This is a genomic window from Flavobacterium sp. MFBS3-15, assembly GCF_026107645.2.
Taxonomy (GTDB): domain Bacteria; phylum Bacteroidota; class Bacteroidia; order Flavobacteriales; family Flavobacteriaceae; genus Flavobacterium.
In genome coordinates this window covers 1-24,764 of sequence record NZ_JAPCHV010000013.1, presented here as the reverse complement: position 1 = coordinate 24,764, position 24,764 = coordinate 1, and the positions used below count along the sequence as shown (strand labels likewise).

Annotated in this window: 22 protein-coding genes and 1 tRNA gene; 12 read left to right on the top strand and 11 right to left on the bottom strand. The window is 46.7% G+C overall.

Features of this window, described 5'->3' with window-relative positions; all coding sequences use genetic code 11:
* Window positions 1-20 precede the first annotated feature (20 nt).
* Window positions 21-533, top strand: coding sequence for a YdcF family protein (locus tag OGH69_RS12155; RefSeq protein WP_265174859.1), 513 nt, complete (start codon window positions 21-23; stop codon window positions 531-533).
* 76 nt (window positions 534-609) lie between these two features.
* On the opposite strand, the gene OGH69_RS12150 is transcribed toward OGH69_RS12155, so the two are convergent.
* The 5 genes from OGH69_RS12150 to OGH69_RS12130 all read right to left on the bottom strand — a co-directional run bounded on the left by OGH69_RS12150 (window position 610) and on the right by OGH69_RS12130 (window position 7,598).
* Window positions 610-3,786 (bottom strand): efflux RND transporter permease subunit, encoded by a 3,177-nt coding sequence (locus OGH69_RS12150; RefSeq protein ID WP_265174750.1) that lies wholly within the window; start codon window positions 3,784-3,786, stop codon window positions 610-612.
* 67 nt (window positions 3,787-3,853) lie between these two features.
* A complete protein-coding gene (locus OGH69_RS12145) occupies window positions 3,854-4,912 on the bottom strand; it encodes an efflux RND transporter periplasmic adaptor subunit (protein ID WP_265174749.1) in 1,059 nt (352 codons plus the stop codon).
* Between the two features lie 5 nt (window positions 4,913-4,917).
* Complete coding sequence (locus tag OGH69_RS12140; protein WP_265174748.1) at window positions 4,918-6,291, bottom strand: TolC family protein; 1,374 nt, start codon at window positions 6,289-6,291, stop codon at window positions 4,918-4,920.
* 30 nt (window positions 6,292-6,321) lie between these two features.
* A complete protein-coding gene (locus tag OGH69_RS12135) occupies window positions 6,322-6,918 on the bottom strand; it encodes a TetR/AcrR family transcriptional regulator (RefSeq protein ID WP_265174747.1) in 597 nt (198 codons plus the stop codon).
* Window positions 6,919-6,998: 80 nt separating this feature from the next.
* A complete protein-coding gene (locus OGH69_RS12130) occupies window positions 6,999-7,598 on the bottom strand; it encodes a TetR/AcrR family transcriptional regulator (RefSeq protein ID WP_265174746.1) in 600 nt (199 codons plus the stop codon).
* Between the two features lie 224 nt (window positions 7,599-7,822).
* Here OGH69_RS12130 and OGH69_RS12125 point away from each other — a divergent pair, with 224 nt between their 5' ends.
* The 7 genes from OGH69_RS12125 to odhB all read left to right on the top strand — a co-directional run bounded on the left by OGH69_RS12125 (window position 7,823) and on the right by odhB (window position 15,166).
* Window positions 7,823-8,797: a polyprenyl synthetase family protein gene (locus tag OGH69_RS12125; RefSeq protein WP_265174745.1), complete on the top strand. Its 975-nt coding sequence runs from the start codon at window positions 7,823-7,825 to the stop codon at window positions 8,795-8,797.
* Window positions 8,790-9,545, top strand: a complete 756-nt coding sequence (locus OGH69_RS12120) for a hypothetical protein (RefSeq protein WP_265174744.1) — start codon at window positions 8,790-8,792, stop codon at window positions 9,543-9,545. Before OGH69_RS12125 ends, OGH69_RS12120 begins: the two co-directional genes overlap by 8 nt.
* Window positions 9,542-9,895: a hypothetical protein gene (locus tag OGH69_RS12115; protein WP_265174743.1), complete on the top strand. Its 354-nt coding sequence runs from the start codon at window positions 9,542-9,544 to the stop codon at window positions 9,893-9,895. The genes OGH69_RS12120 and OGH69_RS12115 overlap by 4 nt, the downstream gene beginning before the upstream one ends.
* 75 nt (window positions 9,896-9,970) lie before the next feature.
* Window positions 9,971-10,345, top strand: coding sequence for a superinfection immunity protein (locus OGH69_RS12110; RefSeq protein WP_265174742.1), 375 nt, complete (start codon window positions 9,971-9,973; stop codon window positions 10,343-10,345).
* Between the two features lie 59 nt (window positions 10,346-10,404).
* A complete protein-coding gene (locus tag OGH69_RS12105; protein WP_265174741.1) occupies window positions 10,405-10,638 on the top strand; it encodes a hypothetical protein in 234 nt (77 codons plus the stop codon).
* A gap of 453 nt (window positions 10,639-11,091) precedes the next feature.
* Window positions 11,092-13,872 carry a 2-oxoglutarate dehydrogenase E1 component gene (locus OGH69_RS12100; RefSeq protein ID WP_265174740.1) on the top strand — a complete coding sequence of 927 codons (2,781 nt, stop codon included), beginning with the start codon at window positions 11,092-11,094 and terminating at the stop codon, window positions 13,870-13,872.
* Between the two features lie 49 nt (window positions 13,873-13,921).
* Window positions 13,922-15,166, top strand: coding sequence for a 2-oxoglutarate dehydrogenase complex dihydrolipoyllysine-residue succinyltransferase (gene odhB / locus OGH69_RS12095; protein ID WP_265174739.1), 1,245 nt, complete (start codon window positions 13,922-13,924; stop codon window positions 15,164-15,166).
* A 571-nt stretch (window positions 15,167-15,737) separates the two neighbouring features.
* On the opposite strand, the gene OGH69_RS12090 is transcribed toward odhB, so the two are convergent.
* The 3 genes from OGH69_RS12090 to OGH69_RS12080 all read right to left on the bottom strand — a co-directional run bounded on the left by OGH69_RS12090 (window position 15,738) and on the right by OGH69_RS12080 (window position 19,230).
* Window positions 15,738-16,679 carry a hypothetical protein gene (locus OGH69_RS12090; RefSeq protein ID WP_265174738.1) on the bottom strand — a complete coding sequence of 314 codons (942 nt, stop codon included), beginning with the start codon at window positions 16,677-16,679 and terminating at the stop codon, window positions 15,738-15,740.
* Window positions 16,680-16,825: 146 nt separating this feature from the next.
* Window positions 16,826-18,742: a T9SS type A sorting domain-containing protein gene (locus tag OGH69_RS12085; RefSeq protein WP_265174737.1), complete on the bottom strand. Its 1,917-nt coding sequence runs from the start codon at window positions 18,740-18,742 to the stop codon at window positions 16,826-16,828.
* Between the two features lie 50 nt (window positions 18,743-18,792).
* The gene (locus tag OGH69_RS12080) at window positions 18,793-19,230 is read right to left on the bottom strand and encodes a retropepsin-like aspartic protease (protein WP_265174736.1); all 438 of its coding nucleotides are present in this window, start codon (window positions 19,228-19,230) and stop codon (window positions 18,793-18,795) included.
* A 246-nt stretch (window positions 19,231-19,476) separates the two neighbouring features.
* On the opposite strand from OGH69_RS12080, the gene OGH69_RS12075 reads away from it, so the two are divergent.
* The 4 genes from OGH69_RS12075 (at window position 19,477) to OGH69_RS12060 (ending at window position 22,602) form a co-directional block, all read left to right on the top strand.
* Window positions 19,477-20,244, top strand: a complete 768-nt coding sequence (locus OGH69_RS12075; protein ID WP_265174735.1) for a TatD family hydrolase — start codon at window positions 19,477-19,479, stop codon at window positions 20,242-20,244.
* A 68-nt stretch (window positions 20,245-20,312) separates the two neighbouring features.
* Window positions 20,313-21,446 carry a 1-acyl-sn-glycerol-3-phosphate acyltransferase gene (locus OGH69_RS12070; protein ID WP_265174734.1) on the top strand — a complete coding sequence of 378 codons (1,134 nt, stop codon included), beginning with the start codon at window positions 20,313-20,315 and terminating at the stop codon, window positions 21,444-21,446.
* The gene (locus OGH69_RS12065; protein WP_265174733.1) at window positions 21,439-22,464 is read left to right on the top strand and encodes an asparaginase; all 1,026 of its coding nucleotides are present in this window, start codon (window positions 21,439-21,441) and stop codon (window positions 22,462-22,464) included. Before OGH69_RS12070 ends, OGH69_RS12065 begins: the two co-directional genes overlap by 8 nt.
* 50 nt (window positions 22,465-22,514) lie before the next feature.
* Window positions 22,515-22,602: transfer RNA gene (locus OGH69_RS12060), tRNA-Ser, on the top strand.
* A 31-nt stretch (window positions 22,603-22,633) separates the two neighbouring features.
* Here the strand turns inward: OGH69_RS12060 and OGH69_RS12055 are convergent.
* The 3 genes from OGH69_RS12055 to OGH69_RS12045 all read right to left on the bottom strand — a co-directional run.
* A complete protein-coding gene (locus tag OGH69_RS12055; protein ID WP_265174732.1) occupies window positions 22,634-23,875 on the bottom strand; it encodes an RNA polymerase sigma factor in 1,242 nt (413 codons plus the stop codon).
* Window positions 23,862-24,218, bottom strand: coding sequence for a YciI family protein (locus OGH69_RS12050; RefSeq protein ID WP_265174731.1), 357 nt, complete (start codon window positions 24,216-24,218; stop codon window positions 23,862-23,864). Before OGH69_RS12050 ends, OGH69_RS12055 begins: the two co-directional genes overlap by 14 nt.
* A gap of 226 nt (window positions 24,219-24,444) precedes the next feature.
* Window positions 24,445-24,764, bottom strand: a 320-nt coding sequence (locus OGH69_RS12045) for a T9SS type B sorting domain-containing protein (protein WP_265174730.1), incomplete at its 5' end; no start/stop codon positions are given.

The window sequence follows — 24,764 nt, the reverse complement described above, 5'->3', positions numbered from 1 at the left end:
TCCTGTTTTGTTTATTGACGGTGTGGTTTTTGTTACATTCTGCCTATATTATATACGACGGGTTACAATGTTCCGAAAAGACCGCGGATGCGGCAGTTATTCTGGGCACAACGGTAAATGGAGACGGTACGCTATCTGAACGTCTCAAACAACGCGTAGACTGCGGACTGAATTTATATAAAGACCAAAGGGTAAGGCTGCTAATAGTAAGCGGAGGCTTGGGTAAAGAAGGTCATTATGAAGGCGATAAAATGGCTGAGTACCTTGTACGGAACGGGGTGCCGATAAAAAATATTGTCATTGATAACCGTGGCAACAATACCCGCGCCACTGCTGACAATATTCTTAAACTACAAGACAGCCTGCAAATTAAAAGTATTATCGTAGTGTCACAATACTTCCATATAACGCGTACAAAAATGCTGCTCAGGAAGCGTGGTTTTGAGAAGGTAGCGGGTGCGAGCCCACGATATTTTGAGTTTCGTGATTTGTTCTCGGTAGTTCGGGAGTTCCCGGCCTATTATACGCAATAACCATAATAGCACCATATAGCAAAAACTCCCGGCACCTTTCGGCAACCGGGAGTTTCCTATATACAGATATGGATTCTTAATGTTTTACCGTAAATCCGTCATCGCTAAGCTCACGGTGCTCATAATCGGCTACCATTTCCTTCTCATAGTCGGTTGGCTCGCCTTTAGAGAACCTCCTGATGAGGCTGTCGAATATGGAGTATACAACCGGCACGATAACCAGCGTAAGGAAGAGCGAGGAAATAAGCCCCCCTATAACTACCCATGCAAGGCCGTTGTTCATCTGTGCCGCGCCACCTTTGGCCAAAGCGATCGGGATCATACCAATCACCATCGCAATGGTCGTCATGAGGATTGGCCTCAAACGTGCGTGGTTGGCCTGTATAAGTGCATTTAGGGTCGTTTCACCTTCGGCTTTTCTGTGATTGGTAAAGTCAACGAGAAGGATCGCATTCTTACACACCAACCCGATAAGCATGATGATCCCCAGGATCGTGAATATGTTGAGCGAGTTGTTGGTCAGTGCTAATGCCAGCAATGCCCCAATAAAGGATAGCGGTACCGAGAACAATACCACAAACGGGTATACAAAGCTGTTATACAATGCAACCATCACAAGATATACTAACAGGATAGCTGCTAGCAGGGCGATACCCAACGTACCGAAACCTTCTCCCTGCATCTCCATGTCACCTCCCCATACATAGCTTACGCCTGCAGGTGTTTCTTTATTCAGGAAGGCAGTTTGCCAGTCGGCAATTACCGACCCTACAGGACGTCCTACCGACTGTCCCTGCACGGTAACCGAGGCACTCTTGTCACGCCTTTCCAGCAAAGAGGGGCCGGAGCCTTCGGTAATAGCTGCGAACTGGGATAGCTTTACTTCCTGTCCCATGTTGTTTACAAAGGTAAGGTTGCGGACATCGTTAATGTTCATACGGTCATGTTCGCCAAAGCGTATGTTGATGTCATATTCGTACTGCCCTGCGCGGAACTTGCCATCGGTATTACCGTTAAAGGCAGTCTGCATGGTCAGGCCGACAGTTTGCAGGTCAAGGCCAAGTGTAGCCATTTTGTCGCGGTCAACCTGTACATTCACCTCAGGTGAACCTGACTCTGATGTAAGTTTTATCTCGGTCGCACCTTCTATCTTCGCCAGTTCCGCCGCGGCCTGGTTTGCGTAAGCCATGGCGCTTTCAAGGTCGTTCGCAGTTACGGTAAGAGCGATAGGCGCATCATCGGCCCCTCCCATTATACTCACCGGTACGGTCTTTATCTTTGTGCCTACCAATACTTTTTCAAGCTCACGTTTGGTTTTTGCAGCATATACGAATGAGTTGTCCGCACGGTGTTCCTCATCAACTAATGTCACTGTGATTTCAGCTTTGTATGCCGTACCCTGCACGCCTCCGGAGAAGCCTTCGCTCGTTTGTCCTACGGTGGTAATGATACTTTTCACTTCAGGCTTGCTCATCAGGAATTCCTCTGCTTTTTGTGTCATGAAATTCGTTTGTTCCAATGAAGCATCTTTAGGTTGTTCCATCTGTACAATGAACTGGCCCCTGTCAAGTTTGGCAAAAAATTCCCCACCTACAAATGTGCCCGCGATGAAAAGCGAACCGAAGAACAGGAACACTGCCACACCAAGGCTTACCAGCTTTGTCGTACGGCTTTTAAGCGACCATTTAAGGATGCCTGTAACCCAGTCGGTAAAACGGTCAAGGCCTTTTTCAAATCCGAGTATTATCCGTCCAAAGAAAGATTTATTGGTAAGGTGTTCCAGTTTTCCAAATCGGGAAGAAAGCCATGGGATCAACGTAAATGATGATAATAGTGAAAGTAGCGTGGCTATAACCACAACGACACAGAACTGGGTAATGATATTACTTACAAGTCCGCTACTCAGGGCAATTGGAAGGAATACCACCACTATAACCAGAGTAATGGCCGATACGGTAAACCCAATTTCCGCAGTACCGTCATACGCTGCACGCACGCGGTTCTTGCCCATTTCCATGTGGCGGTAAATATTCTCGAGCACCACAATAGCGTCATCCACAAGTATACCCACCACGAGCGACAGGCCAAGCAGGCTCATCAGGTTCAGGGTATAGCCCATCAGGTAAATACCGATGAATGTGGCTATGAGCGATGCCGGGATTGATACCATTACGATAAGCGCGTTCCTCAAACTATGGAGGAAGAATAACATTACGAATGCCACAAGGAATATGGCGATGAACAAGTCATGGATAACGGCGTCTGCAGCAACCAATGTGAATTCGGAAGTGTCGTTAGCCACCTCCAGCTTCAGCCCTTCCTTTTTGTAATCATTCTGTATCTTAGCGATTGCTGCGTGTACATCTTCACTCACCTGTACCGCATTGGCCTCGGTTTGTTTTGTTATCTGTATCGCAATAGCGCTCGCACGGTTCACACGTGCTATCTTGTCGGCCTCTTTCTGGCTGTCCTGTACATCGGCTATCTGGCCAAGGCGCACCTGTATGCCGTCTTTGGACGACACCACCAGGTTACGCATCTCTTCAACAGAGCGGTATTTGCCCGCAAGGCGCACGAGCATGCTGCTTTCACGCGTTTTCACGCTACCTGTCGGGAAGTCGAGGTTACTGCCCAGCACTGCCTGCTGTACCGCAGGGATAGAAAGGCCATAGCCTTTCAGCTTTTCCTCATCAAGGTTCACCTGGATTTCACGTTCCTGGCCACCCACCAGCGTTACCTGCGCTACACCCGGTACACGGGCCAGTATCGGCTCGATCTTTTTATCCAAAAGGTCGTAAAATTCTACTTCATCCATTTTGGATGTCGCCCCCAGCGTAATTACCGGAAGGTCGCTCAATGAGAACTTTACAAGTGCGGGTGGATCGGCATCTTCAGGCAGATCCTTTTCGATGGCGTTGATCTTGCGCTGCGCATCGTTTAGCGAGTAGTCGGCATCCGCTTCGGCTTCAAGTGTAACCATTACGACCGAAAGGCTTTCGTACGATTTGGATTCCACCTTCTTTACAAGCTCCAGGGAGGATACAGCATCTTCTATTTTCTTGGTAACCGTGTTCTCTATTTCACCGGGCGAAGCACCAGGGTACACCGTAGAGATGGTTACCACGTTCATCTCGAATTTAGGGATAAGCTCATAGCTCAGGCTGCTGTAGCTGAAGAGCCCTCCCAGGGTAAGTATAATGAACAACACTATGATGAGTGTTGGCCGTTTTATGGATATTTCTGCTAATTTCATTTCTTTTAGTTTAAAGTTTAAGGTTTAAAAGTTTAAAGTCCTTTGCGAACTTTACCATCTCAAACTTTTATTTTACCGGGCTTACTTTCGTACCATCCTGCAGGTTAATCTGTCCACTTGTAACTACTACATCGCCTTCTTTAAGGCCGTCAAGCACCTCTACTACCTCACCGTAAATGCGGCCAGAAGTTACTTTAACAAGTTTGGCAACGCTGTCGTTCACTACAAATACCTGGTTGTTGCCCACACCGCCTACGAATGCATTACGCGGTATTGTAGTGATTGCCTGCTGCGACTTGCCTTCTCCAAATACAACCGAACCGTACATGCCTGCCTTCACCTCATTGCCCGGGTTGCCGGCAATCTCTATTTCTACAGGGAAGTTAAGCGATGCGTCAGCTTTAGGTGCAATAAAGGTAACTTTACCTTTCAGTTCCTTATCAGGGAAAACACTGGCCTTAACCGGCACTATGGCCCCCTCTTTCAGGGTCGCCACCTGTTGCTCGTTCACGGTTACTTTCAATTTTAGCTTCGACACATCCACAAGCTCAAACAATACCGTACCCGGAGACACTACAGTTCCCGGTTCTACACTGCGCTTGTTCACAATCCCGTTGATGCTCGACTTAATGCTTGCATCTCCCAATGTTATTTTTGCCTGGTCCAATGCTGCTTTGGCATTTACGAGGTTTAGTTTTGCCTGGTCCAGTTGCTGCTTGGTAACGCCGCCTGTTTTAAATGCGTTCTCGTAGCGCTGGCTGTCGGTTAAAGCATTTTGGTAGGCTGCCTGTGCGTTTTGCAATTGGATGTTCAGCTGGTCGCCTTTGATTACCGCCAACACCTGGCCTTTGCGAACCACATCGCCCTCATCTACAAGCACACGCACCACACGGCCGTTGTTCTCGGCAGGAAACTCCAGTTGCTGGAATGGCTCAAAAGTACCGTTAGCTACATAATCCGTATTGGGTACTTCCTTTTTAACTACAGCGGTCCTTACTGATACCGCGGTATTCCTTTGCGAAACCACTGCAGTTTCGGCTTCGTTCTTCTCTTTGTTCTTATTCAGTATATACCAGCCAAGGCCCAACACCGCAACACCGATTATTATATATATTACCTTTTTCATTGTGATTAGTTTGTTAATGTTCTTAATTCTCCTTTTGCTTTTATCAGCTGTACTTCTGCCAGTTTAAAATCAAGCAGGGCAGAGGTGTAATTGTTTTGTGCCTCGATGTAAGATGTTTCCGCGTCCAGCAGGTCCGTAAGGGTAGCCAGGCCGTTTTGGTAATTATTTTCAGTGTTGTCCAGCACTTCCCGCGCCAGCTTCACATTTTCCTTTTGGTTGTTGATAGTTACAATGCTGTTGTTGATCTGTGTTTTGGCATTTTCAAAAGCCAGGTCGAGCGACAGCTTTGTATCCTTCAGGTCTTCCTCAATGTTTTTAAGTTCTATGGTTGCCTGCCTTACTTTTGCACGCGTACCGAAACCGTTGAAAATCGGGATGCTGATATTAGCAGCTATGGTAGAGAAATCCGACCAGTAGACGCCGTCAGATGGTTTTGCAAACCATGGCAATTCCGGCCCCTGGCCAATGTAATTGTACCCCGCCGTCAATGATAATTTAGGATAATACTCTGCCTGAATCGACTTTTTATTATAGTACAGCAACTCCTCCTGCTTTTTCAGCACCTGGTACTCTGAACGGTTGGTTGTATTTGGTACTTCGCTCATATTAATCGGGGTAACGCTAAATTCTGTTTCGGGAAGTACTATCTGCGTTGCAATTGGCATACCCATATAGAACTTTAATGCATTTTCCTGTAATTCGAGTGCATTTTTAAGCTGTACCCGCTGCGTATTGATGTTGGAAAGATTTACACTCATTCTGTCAAGGTCAATCTTCTTTGCAAGTCCATTATCATACTGCCCTTTAATAATGTCACGAACCTTGGCTGTATTTGCATAAGTGCTGTCTATTACAGCAAGTTGCTGGCGCTGCACATACACTTGGTAATAGTTGCTTGCAACGCGCTCAATCACCTGTTCTTCGGTAAGCTGTGCGTTTACCTGATAAAATTCACGGGTGCTTCGTGCCGCTTTAAGGCCAGTAAAGACCGACATATCAAATATTGCCTGGTTGAGGTTAACCCCAGCGGTAGAAACCCATTCCTGTCCCAACGGAGCGAGTATGGTAGTGCCGGGCGCGCCAAAGAAATCGCCCGGCAGCGCGTTAAGCTGCAATATTGGGTTATACGTCAGGTTCCCGTTTGCCGTTATTGATGGCAACGCACGCGATCGTACTTCCTGTATTTGATACTCGCTGTTCTCTATAGAGAGTTTGGCTTTTTTGGCATCAGCCTTGTTCTCAAGAGCATAATTGATAGCGTCCTTTAGCGAGAGCTCCATTGGGGCCGTTTGTGCGCCCGCCGAGCCAACAGCCAGAAGCGCTATTAGAAAAGCCCATTCTTTACGAAGGTAACTTTTCAGGTCATTGATGATCTTCATGTGTTAACTGTTATTTAATTGATTGAATGATTATTGTTTAAAAAGGGTTTTCATTATTATCTCCTTACGTTCAGAAAGCAGTGTGTCATACTCTTCGTTGCTAAAGCCCATCGTGTCCTGTAGTAGGGGCCTCATTGAGATAGGGAACGACATTAGGGATATGAAGTTGAGAGCAAATTGCTCAGGCTTCATTTTTTCAATTGTGCCTTTTTCCATCTCAGCTGCTATTTCCTTATAAAAATCCTTGAGCAGCTCCTCCATGTTTTCATGGTCCTTCAGGTTACAGCCCTGGTTTACCTGCGTAACCATGTATATTTCAAGGTAAGGGTATTTTTGCGACTGCTCAAAGGCAACATCCAGGTGGCGTGCAATCTTTTGTTTGAAAGGAAGGTCTGAGTAAAATATCTTTTCCATCAGTTCATGCTCCTGTTTGTGGGCCTCCTCAAAAACCTGCTCAAAAAGTTTGTCCCGCGACCTGAAGTAGTAATTTATCAATGTCCTGTTCACTCCGGCAGCATCGGCTATCTCTTGGGTAGTGGCATTAAAGCGCCCTTCGGCAAAGAATACCTGCATTGCTGTCTCCTTTATCAATTTCTCTGTGTCCTGATCTGTTGCTTTAGCTGACATTTTAGTTTAACTTTTTTGTTTGACATTTTTGTCAATGCAAAATTAATCTCTTTTCTGAGTTAACAAGTGTTAAATCTTAGTTAATATTTTTCATTAAACCTTTCAAGTATTTGGAGGCCTTTTTGTGTGACTATTGCTCTTAAATGATATTCTAAAAACTGTTTTGTGGTTGAATGGACATCAAACATATTATGAGGAAATATGTCGCTATCCTTGATTCCGGTCAGTCCGGTAAAATAAATTCGTGATACAAAATCGATATTGATGTCCTTCCTGAATATGTCGGAGTCAACACCTCTTTTAAGATTATCAACCATGCAGCCGTTCATTTTGGCAAACTGCTTTTCGCGCAGGCATGAAAATATCTTCGGGAAAAATTTCTGTAATTGGTAAAATGGTGATGCCGACTCGTTGTGCAGGTGTTGCATCATAAAGTTGCGAACAATAAATATTTCCTCGATGGAGTCTTTTCCCTGCTCCCTGATATTGTCTATCCCGGCCGATATGGTTCCAAAAAGATGCATGGTACAGGCTTCTACCAGGTCGGTTTTATTTGCATAATGCTGGTAGATGGTTTTTTTTGATATGCCCAGTTCAGCCGCAATATCATCCATAGTGACACTTTTAAAACCCAGTGTCAGGAACATTTCATTTGCTTTATTTAATATTGTCTCTTTCATTTTGTCCTTTAAATTCATCGCAAATGTAGGTCAGGAAACTTTTGAAACCTAAAAAGTTTCTAAAGTTTTATGATAAATTTACGATGTAGATTTTTTGCTTCGATTACACGAATTGTATGTGTACGTCAATTGGTTGGCTCCCACAAATCATAGCACTTGTGATTAGTGAAATTCCTGGCTAAAACTTTTATCAATAAGCATTATCTTAGCAAAAAATATCATCTATGCAGTCCATTGGGCATTACCAGCAGATCGTAGCCGACTATTTTGCCGGCCATTCCTTCGAAAAAGAACCGCAAAACCTTTACGCTCCCATACAATATATCTTATCACTTGGTGGCAAGCGGATGCGTCCTGTACTTACGCTTATGTCGGCTGAGGTTTTTGGAGCCGATTGCCGCAAAGCCCTGCCTGCAGCCGTTGCAGTAGAAGTGTTTCATAACTTCTCGCTGGTGCATGATGACATCATGGACGAAGCTCCACTGCGCCGTGGTCATGAGACTGTGCATGAAAAATGGGACCTGAATACCGGTATTCTTTCCGGTGATGCCATGCTGATACTGGCATATCGCTATTTTGAGGAATATGAGCCGGCAGTGTTCCGCTCACTGGCAAAGCTGTTCAGCAAAACTGCGCTTGAGGTATGTGAAGGCCAGCAATGGGATGTGGATTTTGAGCAGCGCGACGATGTCACGCAACCCGAATACCTCAAAATGATAGAGTACAAAACAGCCGTGTTGGTTGCCGCCGCCATGAAAATGGGCGCTATAGTTGCCCAAACAACCCAGGAAAATTGCGACCTTATATACGATTTTGGCCTCAATCTGGGCATTGCATTCCAGTTGCAGGACGACTATCTGGATGCTTTTGGCGACCCCGCAACATTCGGTAAGCAGGTGGGGGGAGATATCATAGAGAATAAAAAGACTTTCCTGTACCTGAAAGCCTCTGCCCAGGGTAACTCCTACGAAAAGGAAAATCTTCTGCAGTGGTTTGCTGTAAAACCCGAAGATCCGTCAGACAAGATTGTGGCGGTAAAAAATATTTTTACCCATACTGGCGCCGATGCCGCAACCCGGCAGGCCATAGAGCAATATACACTGAAAGCCTTTGCTACACTGGATAAAATGGATATTCATGCCGATAAGAAACAATTGCTCAGGCAGTTTGGTGAAAATCTGATGAAACGGAATGTTTAAAGGTCTGCCGGCAATAGTACTCACGGGACCGGTCGAAGAAAGCTCCGGGCGTAAGGCGGTACAGCTTTGGCTTTCGCTTTTTTTTCTTGTGCTTATTGTCGTTGGGCTTGGTGTAGATTCTGTGCAATTCAGGGATGCCTGGTTTGATGGCCGGCAAATGGCTAATGTCCTTTTTGTTGCTTACTTCATGCTAATGTTCTATGCCATGGGGCGCAAGTTACAGCGACTTATGTTTGTAATGACTTTTCTGTCCTATCTTGGAGAATTATTGTGCTCTGAGGCATTGGGCATGTATGATTATAAGGGTAATGCCATTCCGCTATACGTTCCTTTTGGACATGCCATGGTATATGCAACAGGGCTTATATTGTCCCAAACACCCGCGGTGCAAAACAACAAGAGGTATTTAAAGCAGGTGTTCGCTGTAATTTTTGTGGCACTCTTTGCCGGGGCTTTCGTGTTTGCCGCCGATGTGTTTACCCTTGTTTTTGCAATGCTTTTCTTTTGGGTTTTGCGCCGCAAGAAATGGGATAGCAAGTATTACTGCATTGCCCTGTGTGCGGTTCTTGTTGAGTTTGCAGGGACGGGTTATGGGTGCTGGTCCTGGAAACCTGTGCTGCTGGGCTTTCTGCCTGCTGCCAACCCACCCCTTGGCGCTGTATTTATTTACGCCGGGGGTGATGTGATTCTTGAAAAAATTCTTTTCCTTTGGGATAAAAGGAAACGGTCCAATAAACTAACCTTATGACATTTACCGCCCCACAAAACACTGACCTGCTGTTGAGCGAGGCTCAAAAGGAAATGCTGTATGCCAAGCTGGTAGAACAGCTCAATAAGGATTTTACCTTGGCTAATGAGTCAATTGATCTTGATGCAGAGGCCTCTCCCATACAGCTGAAGATAGCAGTGCAGGATAAGATATACGGGCTTATACAGCACAAATTTGCCGAATACCTGAACCTGCTGTATATCATTGATGTGCCGGAGAAAGAAATTAAATCACTGGATGGCTCCGATGTTGGGGAGCTGTCGGAACAGGTGGCTTTTTTGGTGCTGAAAAGGGAATGGCAAAAGGTGTGGTTTAGGAATAGGTATTGATTATTAAAAGTTTGGTGTCCTGATTTTTGTAAAATAATTTTTTATAGTTTTATAAAAAATTAACAATCTATAGTAATGGGCAAATTTGGTATGACTGAACTTATTCTGATTTTTATAATCCTGTTGCTTTATTTTCTTCCGGCATATATTGCTTCAAATCGTCGTGCGGTAGACAGGACACTTATTTTCGTACTGAATTTGTTGGTCGGTTGGACTTTTATAGGGTGGATTGCGATGTTGATATGGGCATGTGTAGGTCGCACTGAAGGAGAGCCTGTAGTGCTTAATATTACAAATAGCTATCCCGAATATAATACTACCCCTCGGTATTCAAGAGAAGATGATTTTGGTAAAAAAATGGAAAATATTCAGAAGCTCAAAGAGTTGTTTGATTCAGGTGCGATTACAAAAGAAGAGTTTGATAATCAAAAAAGTAGAATACTTTCATAATCTACAATTAACTTTTCATATGTTATCATGCCTATTGAGACCATGTAAGTTTGTTTAAATTGAAAGAGTTATCCCTCTTATTTCTCGTAATGTTTTTTGCTTGTGCTTGCGAAGGAATTACTGTAATTAAAACCGATCTTGATTTTTTGCGAAAAACCTACGCCGGGCTGTCCGAGAAGGAGCTTGATTCTGTTTATGAGGCCAACCCCGAAATGAACGACAGAATGTTGGAAAAAGCAGGCCTGGTAAAAAACGGGCGCTTGCTCGTTGAAAAAATCAATCACAATAGCTGATTTTGAGCTTAAGAATAAAAGCGAAATAATAAAAGCGAAATGCAGTTTTCCTGAGGAAGTTTTAAAGATTACATTAACAAAGGATGGAATTTCAGAAGACATCGTAATGGACACCCTATACAAAGTTTTGTATTGCTGATGTGGTTCCCGGCGGCTATCCTGAAATTGTTACTTTGGAAGTTAACTATATCGTAAATGCCACAACTACGAGGTGGCGATTTATGAGATTGAATAGAATCCGTAAAATTCTACCCTTTTTACAGCCTGTCCGCGAGAGGCGGGATCATTCGCGTTCCTTTTTCGCGTTCCGCCTGTTGTAGAATGTAAATTTGTGTTCTCATTGGTTTCGTGTATAATTAGTATACATAAATATATCAAAAACACTGAAAGATTTATTGCAAATATTGTACTTTTGCAATTGATTTTTTAAAACCACGCAGTAAACACATTTTTATGGACAGGTTTTCATTTTTAAATGCGGCACACACCGCTTTTTTTGCAGATTTATACGATCAATATATAGAAAATCCCGACAGCGTTGAACCAAGCTGGAGAAGTTTCTTCCAGGGGTTTGATTTCGGGATGCAGGGTAACGGTTACGAAACGCTTGATGTAGAGCAACCAAAACCCGCCGCGCAGCCGGTATCGGACTATTCAGGCATTCCTGAAAAACTACAAAAAGAATTTAAGGTCCTTAACCTTATCGAAGGCTACCGTACTCGTGGCCACCTTTTTACAAAAACCAACCCGGTAAGGGACAGGAGGATTTTTACTCCCAACCTTTCACTGGAAACGTTCGGCCTGAGCGATGCCGATCTTGATACTACCTTTGATGCTGCAAAAGAGGTGGGCCTCCAGCCGGCACCCCTAAGGCAGATAGTAGACCACCTGCGCAAGGTGTACTGCCAGCACATTGGTATCGAGTACATGTACATTCGTGATCCTGAGGTTAGGAAATGGATACAGAACAGGCTTTCGAATAACAATAACCAGCCTGATTTTTCTCCCGAACAAAAAAAGAACATACTTTCAAAACTGAATGAGGCCGTTTCTTTCGAGAACTTCCTTCATACAAAATATGTCGGCCAAAAACGCTTCTCCCTTGAAGGTGGAGAGTCACTTATCCCCGCCCTTGATGCGCTTATCGAAGCTGCTGCCGAAAAAGGCGTGGAGCAGTTCGTTATGGGTATGGCACACAGGGGCCGCCTTAACGTGCTGGCTAATGTGTTCGGCAAATCGACATCGGACATCTTCAGTGAGTTCGACGGCAAGGATTATGACGACGATGCCCTTTTTGACGGTGACGTAAAATACCACCTTGGCCTTACTGCCGACAAGAAAACCAGGAACGGCAAACAGATTAATATTAACCTTGCACCAAACCCATCGCACCTTGAAACTGTGGGTGCGGTGATCGAAGGCATTGCACGTGCCAAGCAGGACAGGTACTTTCCTGAGGATTTCTCAAAAGTACTTCCTATAGCGCTTCACGGTGATGCTGCTGTAGCGGGGCAGGGCATTGTTTACGAAATCGTGCAGATGGCCAAGCTTGACGGTTACCGTACCGGTGGCACCATCCACATGGTAGTGAATAACCAGGTGGGCTTTACTACCAACTACCTTGATGCGCGTTCGTCTACATACTGTACCGATGTTGCAAAGGTAACGCTGTCGCCTGTTCTTCATGTGAATGCCGACGATGCAGAAGCTGTAGTGCATGCAGTACTTTTTGCGCTGGATTACAGGATGGAATTTGGAAGCGACGTATTCATCGACCTTTTGGGTTACCGTAAATATGGCCACAACGAAGGTGATGAGCCAAGCTTCACACAGCCGAAACTCTACAAGATCATTGCAAAACACAGGAACCCGCGCGACATTTATGCTGAGAAGCTTATTGCGTCAGGGGTTATCGACGATAAATTCACAGGTAAGCTTGAGGCAGACTACAAGGCAATCCTTGAGGAAAGCCTTGAGGCATCCAGGAAAAAAGAGCTTACAATCATTAGCCCGTTTATGCAGAACGAGTGGGAAGGATTTGCCCAGGCTGACGAAGATGAAATGCTGAAGAAAGTAAATACAGCCTTCTCTAAGGAAATACTGGATGACATAGCCAGTAAGATTACTGAGCTTCCGGCAGACAAAAAGTTCATTAAAAAAATACAGAAGCTTATCAATGACAGGAAAGCAATGTATTTTGAAACCGACAAGCTGGACTGGGCCATGGCCGAGCTGTTGGCTTACGGTTCGCTTTTGACCGAAGGCTATGATGTTCGCATCTCCGGCCAGGATGTGGAGAGAGGGACATTTTCACACCGACACGCAGTGATTAAGGTTGAAGATTCTGAAGAGGAAGTAGTACTTCTTAATACCCTGAAAGACCAAAAAGGTAAATTCCATATATACAACTCACTACTGTCCGAATACGGTGTAGTAGGCTTTGATTACGGTTATGCCCTTGCCAGTCCTAAAACTCTTACGATATGGGAAGCACAGTTCGGGGATTTCTCCAACGGTGCCCAGATCATGATTGACCAGTACATTTCGGCCGCTGAAGATAAGTGGAACAACCAAAACGGGCTTGTGTTCCTGCTGCCGCATGGCTATGAAGGCCAGGGAGCAGAGCACTCATCTGCCCGCATGGAGCGTTACCTGCAGCTTTGCGCCAACCACAATATGTATGTGGCCGACTGTACAACACCTGCCAACTTCTTTCACCTGCTTAGGAGACAGATGAAGACCACATTCCGTAAGCCACTTATCGTATTTACACCGAAGAGTTTGCTGCGCCATCCGTTGGTAGTTTCTACAGCCGAAGAGTTTGCTAATGGCACCTTCCAGGAAGTGCTTGACGACCCTGCGGCAGACGCGACTAAAGTTAAAACACTGGTTTTCTGTACCGGTAAGTTTTACTACGACCTTATCGCTGAAAGGGAAAACCTGAATCGCGATGATGTGGCCGTGGTCAGGATTGAACAGTTATTCCCGCTTCCTGTAGAGCAGCTTAAAGAAATTATTGCAAAATACCCTAACGCCGATGACTATGTTTGGGCACAGGAGGAGCCGCGCAACATGGGTGCTTACGGTTATATGTTGATGAACTTTAGCGAAGTGAAGCTGAGGGTGGCATCGCTTAAAGCATACAGTGCGCCTGCAGCGGGTAGCTACACCCGTTCTAAAAAACGCCATGCTGCCGCCATTGCCATGGTTTTTGATAAGAATTTATTTAATTAATCGTACTTTTGATTTTCAATATTAAGGAACACAAATAAAGCATACTGATATGGTTTTAGAAATGAAAGTCCCTTCACCGGGAGAATCGATCACAGAGGTTGAAATTGCAACATGGCTGGTAAAAGATGGAGACTATGTGGAAAAGGACCAGGCTATTGCCGAAGTGGATTCAGATAAAGCAACCCTTGAGCTTCCTGCCGAAGCCAGCGGTATCATTACCCTAAAGGCAGAAGAAGGCGACGCTGTAAAGGTGGGCCAGGTGGTATGCCTTATCGATACAGGCGCTGCCAAACCCGATGGAGCTGCTGCACCGGCTAAAGAAGAAAAAGCAGCAGAAGCCCCTAAGGCAGAAGAGAAAAAGGAAGAACCAAAGAAAGAAGAGCCAAAAGCGGCACCGGCAGAAGAGAAGACCTACGCTACAGGCACACCGTCTCCGGCTGCAAGGAAGATACTTGACGAGAAAAACATTGATGCTTCAACCGTTACCGGTACAGGCAAGGGAGGAAGGATAACCAAGGACGACGCCGTAAACCATGTGCCGTCTATGGGTACGCCTACAGGCGGCAACCGTGGGTCTGAGAAGACAAAGCTTTCCATGCTTCGCCGGAAAGTGGCTGAACGCCTGGTATCTGCTAAGAATGAAACGGCCATGCTTACTACATTCAATGAGGTAAACATGACTCCTATAAACAATATCAGGAACGAGTACAAAGATGCGTTCAAAGCTAAGCACGGCGGTGTAAGCCTTGGCTATATGTCATTCTTCACCAAAGCAGTGGTAAGGGCATTGCAGCTGTTCCCGGATGTGAATTCAATGATGGATGGCGACTACAAAATATCCTATGACTTTGTAGATGTATCAATCGCAGTATCAGGGCCTAAAGGGCTTATGGTACCGGTAGTAAGGAATGCCGAAGCGCTTTCTTTCCGTGGTATCGAGGCTGAAATCAAGCGCCTTGCTCTACGTGCACGCGATGGCCAGATCACTGTAGACGACATGACCGGAGGTACCTTTACCATCACCAATGGTGGCGTATTTGGGTCGATGCTGTCTACTCCTATCATCAACCCTCCGCAGTCGGGTATCCTTGGAATGCACAACATTATCGAGCGCCCTATCGCGGTGAACGGCAAGGTTGAGATCCACCCAATGATGTATGTGGCGCTGTCTTACGACCACAGGATCATCGACGGACGCGAGTCGGTTGGGTTCTTAGTGGCTGTAAAAGAAGGACTTGAGAATCCGGTTGAGTTGCTTATGGACAACAATCCTAAGAAGGCGCTTGAGCTATAATTGAGATTTCTCCTATCGTCGAAATGACAAGGAAATACATAAAGTAAAAAAGTCCCGCCAAAAGCGGGACTTTTTCTATATAGGGATGCCGCTAAGCGACAGACTATCATATAGATGCATCGAATCTTCAAAAGGTTGCGTCGCTCTTTCATAATTTTTATGGTTTTTTATCTTTAGCCCAAAACCAATTTTGCAAAACACATCCCAAAGCGGATCCTGACAGGTCAGTTTTGGATGATTTTAGGTCCTTTTGATATGATTTTAAGGTCCGGTCATGATGATTTTTGAGGGTGTCCGGGATGATATTTGAGGCCTCTGTGGGGTATAAAAAGTCCCTTGCCGGATTATTGGAGGAAAACACTCCTGAAAAATCACTCGCCCTGTTATCTATCGTAAGAAAAATCTTTAAATTTTTAATTGTCGATTTTGGACGCGTCGATGATTTGGGATCGCATAATAGATAATGCCATTTTCCAAAATTGTGTCAGCGGTAGGTTACGATGCAGTCGCCAGGTTGGTATATAAAAAAACCGCTTACAATGAAGCGGTTATGTTTTTGTTCCGTGTGGTTTTACGGCAGTGCGTTGATAAGCGCGATCAGCTCAGCCGTTGTAACCTCCTCAATCTCATCGGATGTAAAGCTGTAGGAAGCATCGGCGGTTAGCGTCACAGTCTTTATAGCATAAGCAAAACCGCCGTCTGCATTGGCGGTAACAAATATCAGGTAGCATTCCAGCCCTACCGGGAACTGCCCTGATAGGTAGCCAAGTGTGTTGGGCTCTCCGGGGATAGCGATGAAAATGTTGCTGTTCGCTTCGGTATATCCTTCCGGTACAAATACCTGGATGTCGGTCATCGGGCCATCGAAACTGGCAAACTTGTCGCAGTTGAACCACCCGAAATCCTGCAGGAACGCATTATAAAAAGGCTCTTGGTTGTTCTCGCCGCCAGCCCAGAATTCGGTTTGTGAAGAGTTCCAGACCATATTTCCCGCAGCATCGATAGTGCCGGAAAAAGAGGTCATGTCAGTGTCAAGCCCACCGCTCAATGATGCAGGCACTGTCAGTTGGAAACCGCATGGCAGTTCCAACTGCTCACCATTCTGGGTAACGTTGATGTAAAATTCACCACCCGATATAAGCAGGCGCTGCTCACCTCCGGGCAGTACCCCCATAGTTGCCTTATTGGTAACCAGCATATTTCCCCTGTCAAATAATTCTATGAACTCCAAATCGACATTTCCTGTAACAGGGATGCCATTCTTTGTAAAGCAGCCGCCATAGATGCTCACAACCACCCCTTTGGCAGAGGTATAATTGGTAATTGGGGCATTAGCATCAAATGTAAACTCCTGTGTAATGTTTTCCAGTGCCTGGTTTTGCAGCGCCGCGAATTGCTGGGCCGTAGGCGGCGCAGGATTGTTCGTTTCGTCCGGGGACCAGGTGGTTTCGGTAGTTTCGCAGGAGCTGAATAGTCCTAAAAGAACAAGCGCAGCTAAGCATGTTTTTTTCATGGTATTGATTTGTTTAGTTAGGTATGTGGCGCTATCGCCGTCTTGTAAACAAACAATATGTCGAAAACCCTACTTTTCCCCGCGTATTTAATAAACAAAGGCTTCCGTTTCGGGAAGCCTTTGTTGTATGTAATGAAATGAGTGTTTTACTCCTTAATGATCCTGATGGTCTTTTCTGCGCCATTGCTCCGCAGGGTAACGAAGTACATTCCTTTGGCAAGGCCGGACAGGTCCAGATGAGCCGACGCAGTGTTGATCTCCGCACTCATTACCTGTTGCCCCATCAGGTTATGGATGGTGGCCGACTCCAGGCTGGTGGCATTGGTTATGTGGAGCACATCGGTAACCGGGTTCGGGAAGGATGTAAAGCCGCTGAACGTACTTTCATCTGTACCCAAGGTAACATGAGCCGTTACAGCAAGGCGCTGCACGCTCTCGATTCCATAAACGGTTTGCGAAGCATAATAGGTGGTGCCGTCAACGAGCACAGTGCTAAGGGGCAGGGGAGTGTCGGTATCGGTGGTGTTGGGTGGGCCCGCCTGTCCGGCATTATCATACCATTGCACCTCTTCGCCCTCCACTTCAAGGTCGGCCAGGGTATCGCCATTTTCAAATTGCTGTTCTTCGTCACCATCCGGCGCAGGTGTTTCATAGTCGGATGGGAGCACTATCACTTCTATTTCGCCAATCGTATGGCAGCCGCCGCCGATGTGTTCCAGCCTGAAGTACAGCGTTGCAGAAGCTGTAAAATAGGCTTCGGGCGCGGATATCGAAGGAGCTCCGGACGCTGCATTGATTTCGGAAGTATAATAGGTGATTTCAAAAGATTCCGGATCCTGGCCGTCCAGGATAACCGCTTCCTGGGTTGTCAGGTTAACAAAAGCCGTAGCGCCCGGTATATTACCCAGCACAATAATGGGCTCCGTTTCTCCTGCAAATGGCTGCGGAACGGCTGTAATTTGGAAAGAAACCACAGCATGCGACTCGTACAGGTTGCTGGAAAGCCTGGCATAGATGGTTTGCGTATACAACTCGATATTGTCGTAGCTTTCAGGGTCATTTATCGCATTTGCGTTATTTTCGGCATCCAGCATGGTTTCAAAATAGGCAACGGTAAAGTCGTCAGGATTTTGGCCATCCAGGACTTCACTGTCATTTTCGGCCAGGTTGAATGTTGCGAAACCAAGGCCGCTGTTGTCGCATGCATATTGCGTATCGGGCGTTCCCGCATAGGTTACATAGTTTTCTCCCGACACATTGATGCTTTCGATAAATAAAGCCGAGTCAAATACGGTGTCATTCCTGTCGGCAATGGCAAATTTCAGGTGGTAGCTGTTTCCGGGCACCAGGTTGGCGTAGGCCGTCATCTGTACGGTACGGCCGTTAAAATTGGTTGCCGTAGGAGCACTGCCCTGGTCAGAATATTCACCAAAATATTGCGGGTTCATCGATGGGCATTGGTTATTATAAGCGTTGTTGCGGACAGTGATTACGTTTACCGGAAGTACTGTCCCCGGGATCACAGCTATATTTTCCGATGCGCCTGTTGAAATATCGGTAAGCAGCATGGTAAAGGCATCCGAATAACCGCATTGGTACAGCCCATATTCCTCTGCCGCGAAAACATAATTAATTTCAATCTGTCCGGAAACCGCTGTAAAATCAAATTCGAGTTTTGTAGCATTCATGGCAGTTATCGTTCCCGTGCCTACCTGCTGCATTACGGCAAGCACATCGGCATCGCCCTGCCAGTTGCCCGCGCCGGCACTTTGTACGGAGGCATTGGGGCCGGGTGCAAGGGAAATATCACCTGTAGACAGTATTATGCCGTTTTCTAAAGGGAAACTGTCACCTGTAGCGGCAAAATAGCCCAACCCGTTAACGCTTCCAAAATTAGTTCCTGTAGAGGACGTGATGTTCGTAGCCGTAATGCCCGTACCTTCAAGCAATACATCGGTTACGAGCTGTTGCGGGGTATACTGCGTGCCCGATGTCGTGATGGGCGTTTGCGCTATGGCAAGCAAGGGCAGCAGGGTAACGAAGAAAGGTAATTTTATTTTCATAAGAGGTTGGTTTTTAGTCAAAAGTAAGAAATAAACTTACGCTTTCTTAATTATTTAAGATAAAAACAGCTGTTGTAATAATCGATGATCGCCTTTCCTTTCATCAGTATGTCGGCTCCGATGATCCCGTGCACCGGCTTGGCATTATACTGGCGTAATGCTTCGTTGACGTGCGACATGTCGAATATCACCAGGCCGAAGCTTTTGGTCGACCAGCGGCCCAGCTTCAGCTTGTTCTTTACAGAGGTTTGCGTAAGCATCCCGATGCCACCCGCACCCGCAGCTTTCGTGTCGGAATCATTGGCCGAAAGGTTGAAGTGCGCAATCCCCTGGAAATCGACACAGCTGTTGGAGGCCCCGGTGTCGAGTATGAATTTGCCCTCAACGCCATTCACCTTTGCCCTGATGAGCAGGTGCTGGGTTTTCGAAATTTTAAACTTGACGCGTTTGTACCCGGCTTTTTTGAGGGTGTCGTATAAATTATCCATAAGCCAAAAATAGTAAAAGTTAAAGTAAGGGCTGTATTTTTTTACCACAAGGGGCACAACGATTTTTCACAAAGGACACAAGCCAGGCCTGTTAGTGCGGAAGGACACAAGGCTAACGCTTCGCTTTGTGCGCTTCTGCACACAGCTTTGTGAACCCCGTGTAATACATGGTGGACTTTGTGGTAAAAATTAAAACCACTTGTGGTTCCGCAATAGGTTCGTAATTTAGCGCCTCAACATTTGACAATGATACTTACCGATACCCACACCCATTTATACAGCGAAGAATTTGGACAGGATCGCGATGCCATGATACATCGGGCCATCGATGCCGGGGTGACGCGCTTCTTTGTGCCCTCCATCGACAGCAGCTATACGCAGCAGATGTACGATTTGGAAAAGCAGTACCCGGACAACATCTTCCTGATGATGGGGCTGCACCCCACCTATGTAAAGGACAATTACCGGGAGGAACTGGCCCATGTCGAAGAGCAATTGGCCACACATAAATTTTATGCCGTGGGCGAGATAGGCATCGATCTCTATTGGGACAAGACCCGCCTTGCCGAACAGCAGCATGCCTTTAAGCACCAGATCCGGCTGGCCAAAAAATACGGCCTGCCCATCAACATCCACTGCCGTGATGCCTTCGACGAGGTGTTTGAAGTGCTGGAGTCGGAAAAAGGGGAGGGGCTGTATGGCATCTTCCATTGCTTTACGGGCGATTTCGAACAGGCGCAGAAAGCCATCGGCTACAACATGAAGCTGGGCATAGGTGGTGTGGCTACATTTAAAAATGGCAGGATCGACCAGTTCCTGAAAGATATTCCCCTGAAGCACATCGTGCTCGAAACGGATGCGCCCTACCTTGCGCCGGTACCCTTTCGCGGGAAGCGCAATGAAAGTGCCTATGTGAAATTGGTAGCCGAAAAGCTGGCCTCCATTTATGGCGTTACCGTGCAAGAAATTGCCACGGCGACTACACAAAATTCTGCAGAAGTATATGGTATTTAACAAAGAATTTCGGTTTAATTCCCAATTTTTTTGTTCATTTGTGAATTGTTTTAACCCTTAAGAAGTACATGTCGAAATTTGACCATATAAGGCCTTATTATGATACTGAGGTTAACGAGGCCATACGCAGCGTAGCTAACCACCCTATGATGAAGGCGCTCATGAGCTTCACCTTTCCCGATACGGAAGAGGCTGTTTGGATGGAGCAGCTGAAAAAAACCCATTCAAAAAGGGATTTCCAGATCAATTTCATTTACCAGGCCATACAGATGGTGCTCAAAAAAAGCTCCGAAGGGCTTACTACTTCGGGCTTTGAAAAATTGGACAAGCACACGCCATACCTTTTCATATCCAACCACAGGGACATCATACTCGATACCTCGCTCATCAATGTCAGCCTGTACGACCACGGCCTTATCATGACCGCGTCGGCCATTGGCGACAACCTGGTGCAAAAGTCGTTCCTGCATGCGCTCTCGAGGCTCAACCGTAATTTCCTGGTGCAGCGCAACCTGCCGCCGCGCGAGCTGCTGCAAAGCTCCAAGCTGATGTCGGAGTACATAGGCCAGATGCTGTTCCGCGAAAACCGCTCGGTATGGATCGCCCAGCGCGAAGGCCGCACCAAGGACGGTAACGACGTTACCCAGCAGGGCGTACTCAAGATGCTGGCCATGGCATCGGACGAAGAGAACCTGATGGAGTACTTCAAAAAGGCGAAGATCGTACCGGTTTCCATTTCCTACGAATACGACCCTACTGACATGCTGAAAATGCCGAGGCTCATGGCCGAAGCGAACGATGAAGTGTACATCAAGGAAAAGAATGAGGACTTCATGACGCTCATCAGCGGCATCATGGGGCAGAAGAAGCGCATCCACCTGCACATGGGCGAAATACTGGATGCCAAGCTGGATGCCATTGCCCGCGAGCACGACAACCAGAACAGGCAGATACAGGCCCTGGCCCAGGTGATAGACGACTCGATACAAAACAGCTACAAGCTGTGGCCTACCAACTACATAGCCTACGACCTGCTGCACAACACTTCGCAGTTTGCCGGGCAGTACACCGAAAAAGAAAAGCAGCTGTTTGAAAGGCGGCTTGAAATGCGCATAGACATTGAGAACAAGATAGTACGCGAAGGCTTCCTGGCGCTGTATGCTAACCCGGTAGTCAATAAAATGAAGTACCAGAATGTCTAAACCGTCCATACTGCTCATATATACAGGCGGGACCATAGGCATGGTAAAGGACTTTGAAACCGGGGCCCTCAGGGTTTTCGATTTCAACAACCTGCTGGAGCGCATACCCGAGCTCAAGCTGCTGGACTGCGACATACAGGCTGTTTCGTTCGACAAACCCATCGATTCCTCCAACATGAATACCCATAAGTGGGCCAGGCTGGCATCGCTTATCGAAGAACATTATAATGATTTTGACGGTTTCGTGATCCTTCATGGGTCAGACACCATGAGCTACTCGGCGTCGGCGCTGAGCTTCATGCTCGAAAATGTGGCCAAGCCGGTAGTATTTACAGGGTCTCAGCTCCCTATCGGCGACCTGCGCACCGATGCCAAGGAGAACCTGATCACCGCCATACAGATAGCCTCGCTGAAGAGCAACGGCGAACCGGTGATCCGTGAGGTATGCCTGTATTTTGAATACAAGCTCTACCGCGGCAACCGCACCACCAAGATCAGCGCAGAGCATTTCAATGCCTTCATGTCGCCCAATTACCCTGCACTGGCGGAGTCGGGCGTACACCTCAAAGTGACCAGGGAACTGCTGTGGCCCAATGCGCCTGAAAAACAACTGCAGGTGCACAAGGATTTTGACGACAATGTAGTCATCATAAAAATGTTCCCGGGCATCAACGAGCAGGTGCTCTCCTCCATACTCAACACTCCGGGGCTAAAGGGGGTGGTGCTCGAAACCTATGGTTCCGGCAACGCGCCAACGGACATATATTTCATCTCCATACTGCAAAAAGCCATACAGAATGGCGTGCAGATTGTAAACGTAACCCAGTGCAGCGGTGGCAGCGTAAACATGGGCCACTATGAGACCAGCACCATGCTCAAGGAGATTGGCGTCATATCGGGAGCCGACATCACCACCGAGGCGGCCATCACCAAAATGATGTACCTGCTGGGCCAGGAGGTAACGGCATCGGAATTCAAAAGGCAGTTCGAATCGTCGCTGCGCGGAGAATTATCGTAATAATTTTTTAATATTGGTTTTAAATCCTATTTTTGCACCCGCAATAACTTAGAGAGGTGGCCGAGTGGTCGAAGGCGCACGCCTGGAAAGTGTGTATGCTCCAAAAGGGCATCGAGGGTTCGAATCCCTTCCTCTCTGCAAGAAAAGCCCAAATCCCAAGGGCTTTTTTTTATTCCTGCACGCCAAGTTTCCCTATTTCCTTTTGCAGGGTTTCCTTTTCGGCCTTAGACCGTGTAAGGTTCAGCGCTGCTTTATAGTGCCAAACTGCTTTGGCAGCATCATTTTCGCTGTATAGGTGCCCAAGCAGCGAATGGTAACTGCTGCTGTCTTTGAGGTGAAGCTTTTCCGTTTCGTGGATGCCCTTGTGGTACCCGTGTACTTTCGCATAGGCAAAAACGCGGTTCAGCGCAGCCACAGGCGAATAGTCGACCAGCAGTAACTGGTCGTACAGGCCAAGGATATGTTCCCACTTATTAGTAGTGCCCTTAACGGTATGCCAGTAGGCAATGCAGGCTTCGAGATGGTATTTAGACACTTCATTTCCAACACAGGCATTTACAAGATAGTAGTTGCCCTGTTTTATGAGTTCCTTATTCCAAAGCTCCATGTCCTGCTCCTCAAAGAGTACCATTCCACCTTTGCCATCTGTCCTTGCCTCAAAGCGGGAGCTCTGGAAACAAAGCAGCGCCAATAATGCATTGGCCTGCGGGCGGTTGGTAAGCGGGTTTTCTGTCAACAGCAGGGCCAGGCGCAAGGCTTCGGTACATAGCTCTTTGCGGATAGCCTGGTCGTTGGAACGCGAAAAATAACCTTCGTTGAATAACAGGTAAATGGTTTTTAAAACGCTTTCCATCCTGCTGTCCACCTCCTCAGGGCTCAGGCCTGTTAGCCTGAAATTCTCGTTACGCAGCTTTTCCCTTCCGCGGAGGAGGCGCTTTTTAATGGTTTCGGCCTTAGCAAGGAAGGCATCGGCTATTTCCCCGACGCTGAAACCGCATAATATTTGCAAGGCAAGGGCAATCTGGCTACCGGGTGGGTTTTCGGGGCTGCATACGGCAAAAATCATTGCCAACTGGCTGTCGGAGATACTTTTGCTGCTGAATTCGAAAGCATCCTCCTGCTGTATGCTTTCTCGCCCTGCTTCCTTGCTGATTTTATCCGAATAATTTTTCCGGCGTTTCAGGTAGTCCTTCGCTTTATTTTTTGCAACCGCATACAACCACCCTTGAGGATTATCCGGTATTCCATGAACGGCCCAATATTCCGATGCTTTCAAAAAGGTATCGCTTGCTATGTCTTCGGCGGCTTCCAAATGCAAAAGGCCAAAATGACGGCAAAAGACAGCCGTCATTTTGGCAAACTCCTGCCGGAACAGGTGTGGTAAAAGCTGGTTGTGCTTAGCTGTTGTCATCAGGTGTCACTACGGCACGTACCTCTACCTTGCCGCCCATTTGCAATATCGGGCAGCCTTTGGCCAGTTCAACGGCTTCATCTATCGTTTCAGTCTTTACGATGATATAACCGTTTATGAATTCTTTAAGCTCGGTATATGGGCCGTCGGTCACCACATTGTCAGCGCCAACGGTCTTTCCTTCCGACATCGACAGGCGGTTGCCTCTGTCGGTCATTTTGTTCTGTGCGGCAATGCCCGCCATCCAGTCCATCCACTTAGTCAGCACCTGTTGCATTTGCTCCGGCGATGGCTTTGCATCAGTATTGGCACTGTTCCTGAAAATTAAAACGAAATCTTTCATGATGATATATTTTTAAGTTATGCCTTATTGACGAACGGAATTTGAAAACGGGGACATGCCCTGGCAAATTTATTTTATTTTTTGGCCTTTAATTGCAACTGAGGAAAAAATAATCCAAAGGTTGTTTTACTTGAAAGGCCGGCAGGATGTTTCCGGGGTGCTAAACTTGCATAAAAAAAGGGCCGCCTCATTTTGAGACAGCCCTTTTTTTATGCATTCATTTTTCTTATCGTTTGAGCGCGAAGTGTCCTTTGAACTCCCGTTTCTGTTCGCCTACCATATACTCTATGGTAAACCAGTAGTCGTCTCCCGGCATCGGGTTGCCGTTGTAGGTGCCGTCCCATCCGTTGGACTCGCTGCTGGTGCTGATCTGCTTGAGCAGCTTGCCGTAGCGGTCGAAGATATACACCACCGCAGGCTGGTTGCTCAGCCCGAAGGGCTGCCAGTAATCGTGGTAACCGTCGCCGTTAGGTGTAAAGAAGTTCGGGTAATCGATCGGGCTCACCCCTTCAAGGTCCAGTATCAGCTCAAGGTCGTCACAAGGGT

Coding starts and splice junctions, on each gene's coding strand:
- OGH69_RS12150 (WP_265174750.1), bottom strand. CDS start 3,786: ATGAAATTAGCAGAAATATCCATAAAACGGCCAACACTCATCATAGTG.
- OGH69_RS12145 (WP_265174749.1), bottom strand. CDS start 4,912: ATGAAAAAGGTAATATATATAATAATCGGTGTTGCGGTGTTGGGCCTT.
- OGH69_RS12140 (WP_265174748.1), bottom strand. CDS start 6,291: ATGAAGATCATCAATGACCTGAAAAGTTACCTTCGTAAAGAATGGGCT.
- OGH69_RS12135 (WP_265174747.1), bottom strand. CDS start 6,918: ATGTCAGCTAAAGCAACAGATCAGGACACAGAGAAATTGATAAAGGAG.
- OGH69_RS12130 (WP_265174746.1), bottom strand. CDS start 7,598: ATGAAAGAGACAATATTAAATAAAGCAAATGAAATGTTCCTGACACTG.
- OGH69_RS12125 (WP_265174745.1), top strand. CDS start 7,823: ATGCAGTCCATTGGGCATTACCAGCAGATCGTAGCCGACTATTTTGCC.
- OGH69_RS12120 (WP_265174744.1), top strand. CDS start 8,790: ATGTTTAAAGGTCTGCCGGCAATAGTACTCACGGGACCGGTCGAAGAA.
- OGH69_RS12115 (WP_265174743.1), top strand. CDS start 9,542: ATGACATTTACCGCCCCACAAAACACTGACCTGCTGTTGAGCGAGGCT.
- OGH69_RS12110 (WP_265174742.1), top strand. CDS start 9,971: ATGGGCAAATTTGGTATGACTGAACTTATTCTGATTTTTATAATCCTG.
- OGH69_RS12100 (WP_265174740.1), top strand. CDS start 11,092: ATGGACAGGTTTTCATTTTTAAATGCGGCACACACCGCTTTTTTTGCA.
- odhB (WP_265174739.1), top strand. CDS start 13,922: ATGGTTTTAGAAATGAAAGTCCCTTCACCGGGAGAATCGATCACAGAG.
- OGH69_RS12090 (WP_265174738.1), bottom strand. CDS start 16,679: ATGAAAAAAACATGCTTAGCTGCGCTTGTTCTTTTAGGACTATTCAGC.
- OGH69_RS12085 (WP_265174737.1), bottom strand. CDS start 18,742: ATGAAAATAAAATTACCTTTCTTCGTTACCCTGCTGCCCTTGCTTGCC.
- OGH69_RS12080 (WP_265174736.1), bottom strand. CDS start 19,230: ATGGATAATTTATACGACACCCTCAAAAAAGCCGGGTACAAACGCGTC.
- OGH69_RS12075 (WP_265174735.1), top strand. CDS start 19,477: ATGATACTTACCGATACCCACACCCATTTATACAGCGAAGAATTTGGA.
- OGH69_RS12070 (WP_265174734.1), top strand. CDS start 20,313: ATGTCGAAATTTGACCATATAAGGCCTTATTATGATACTGAGGTTAAC.
- OGH69_RS12065 (WP_265174733.1), top strand. CDS start 21,439: ATGTCTAAACCGTCCATACTGCTCATATATACAGGCGGGACCATAGGC.
- OGH69_RS12055 (WP_265174732.1), bottom strand. CDS start 23,875: ATGACAACAGCTAAGCACAACCAGCTTTTACCACACCTGTTCCGGCAG.
- OGH69_RS12050 (WP_265174731.1), bottom strand. CDS start 24,218: ATGAAAGATTTCGTTTTAATTTTCAGGAACAGTGCCAATACTGATGCA.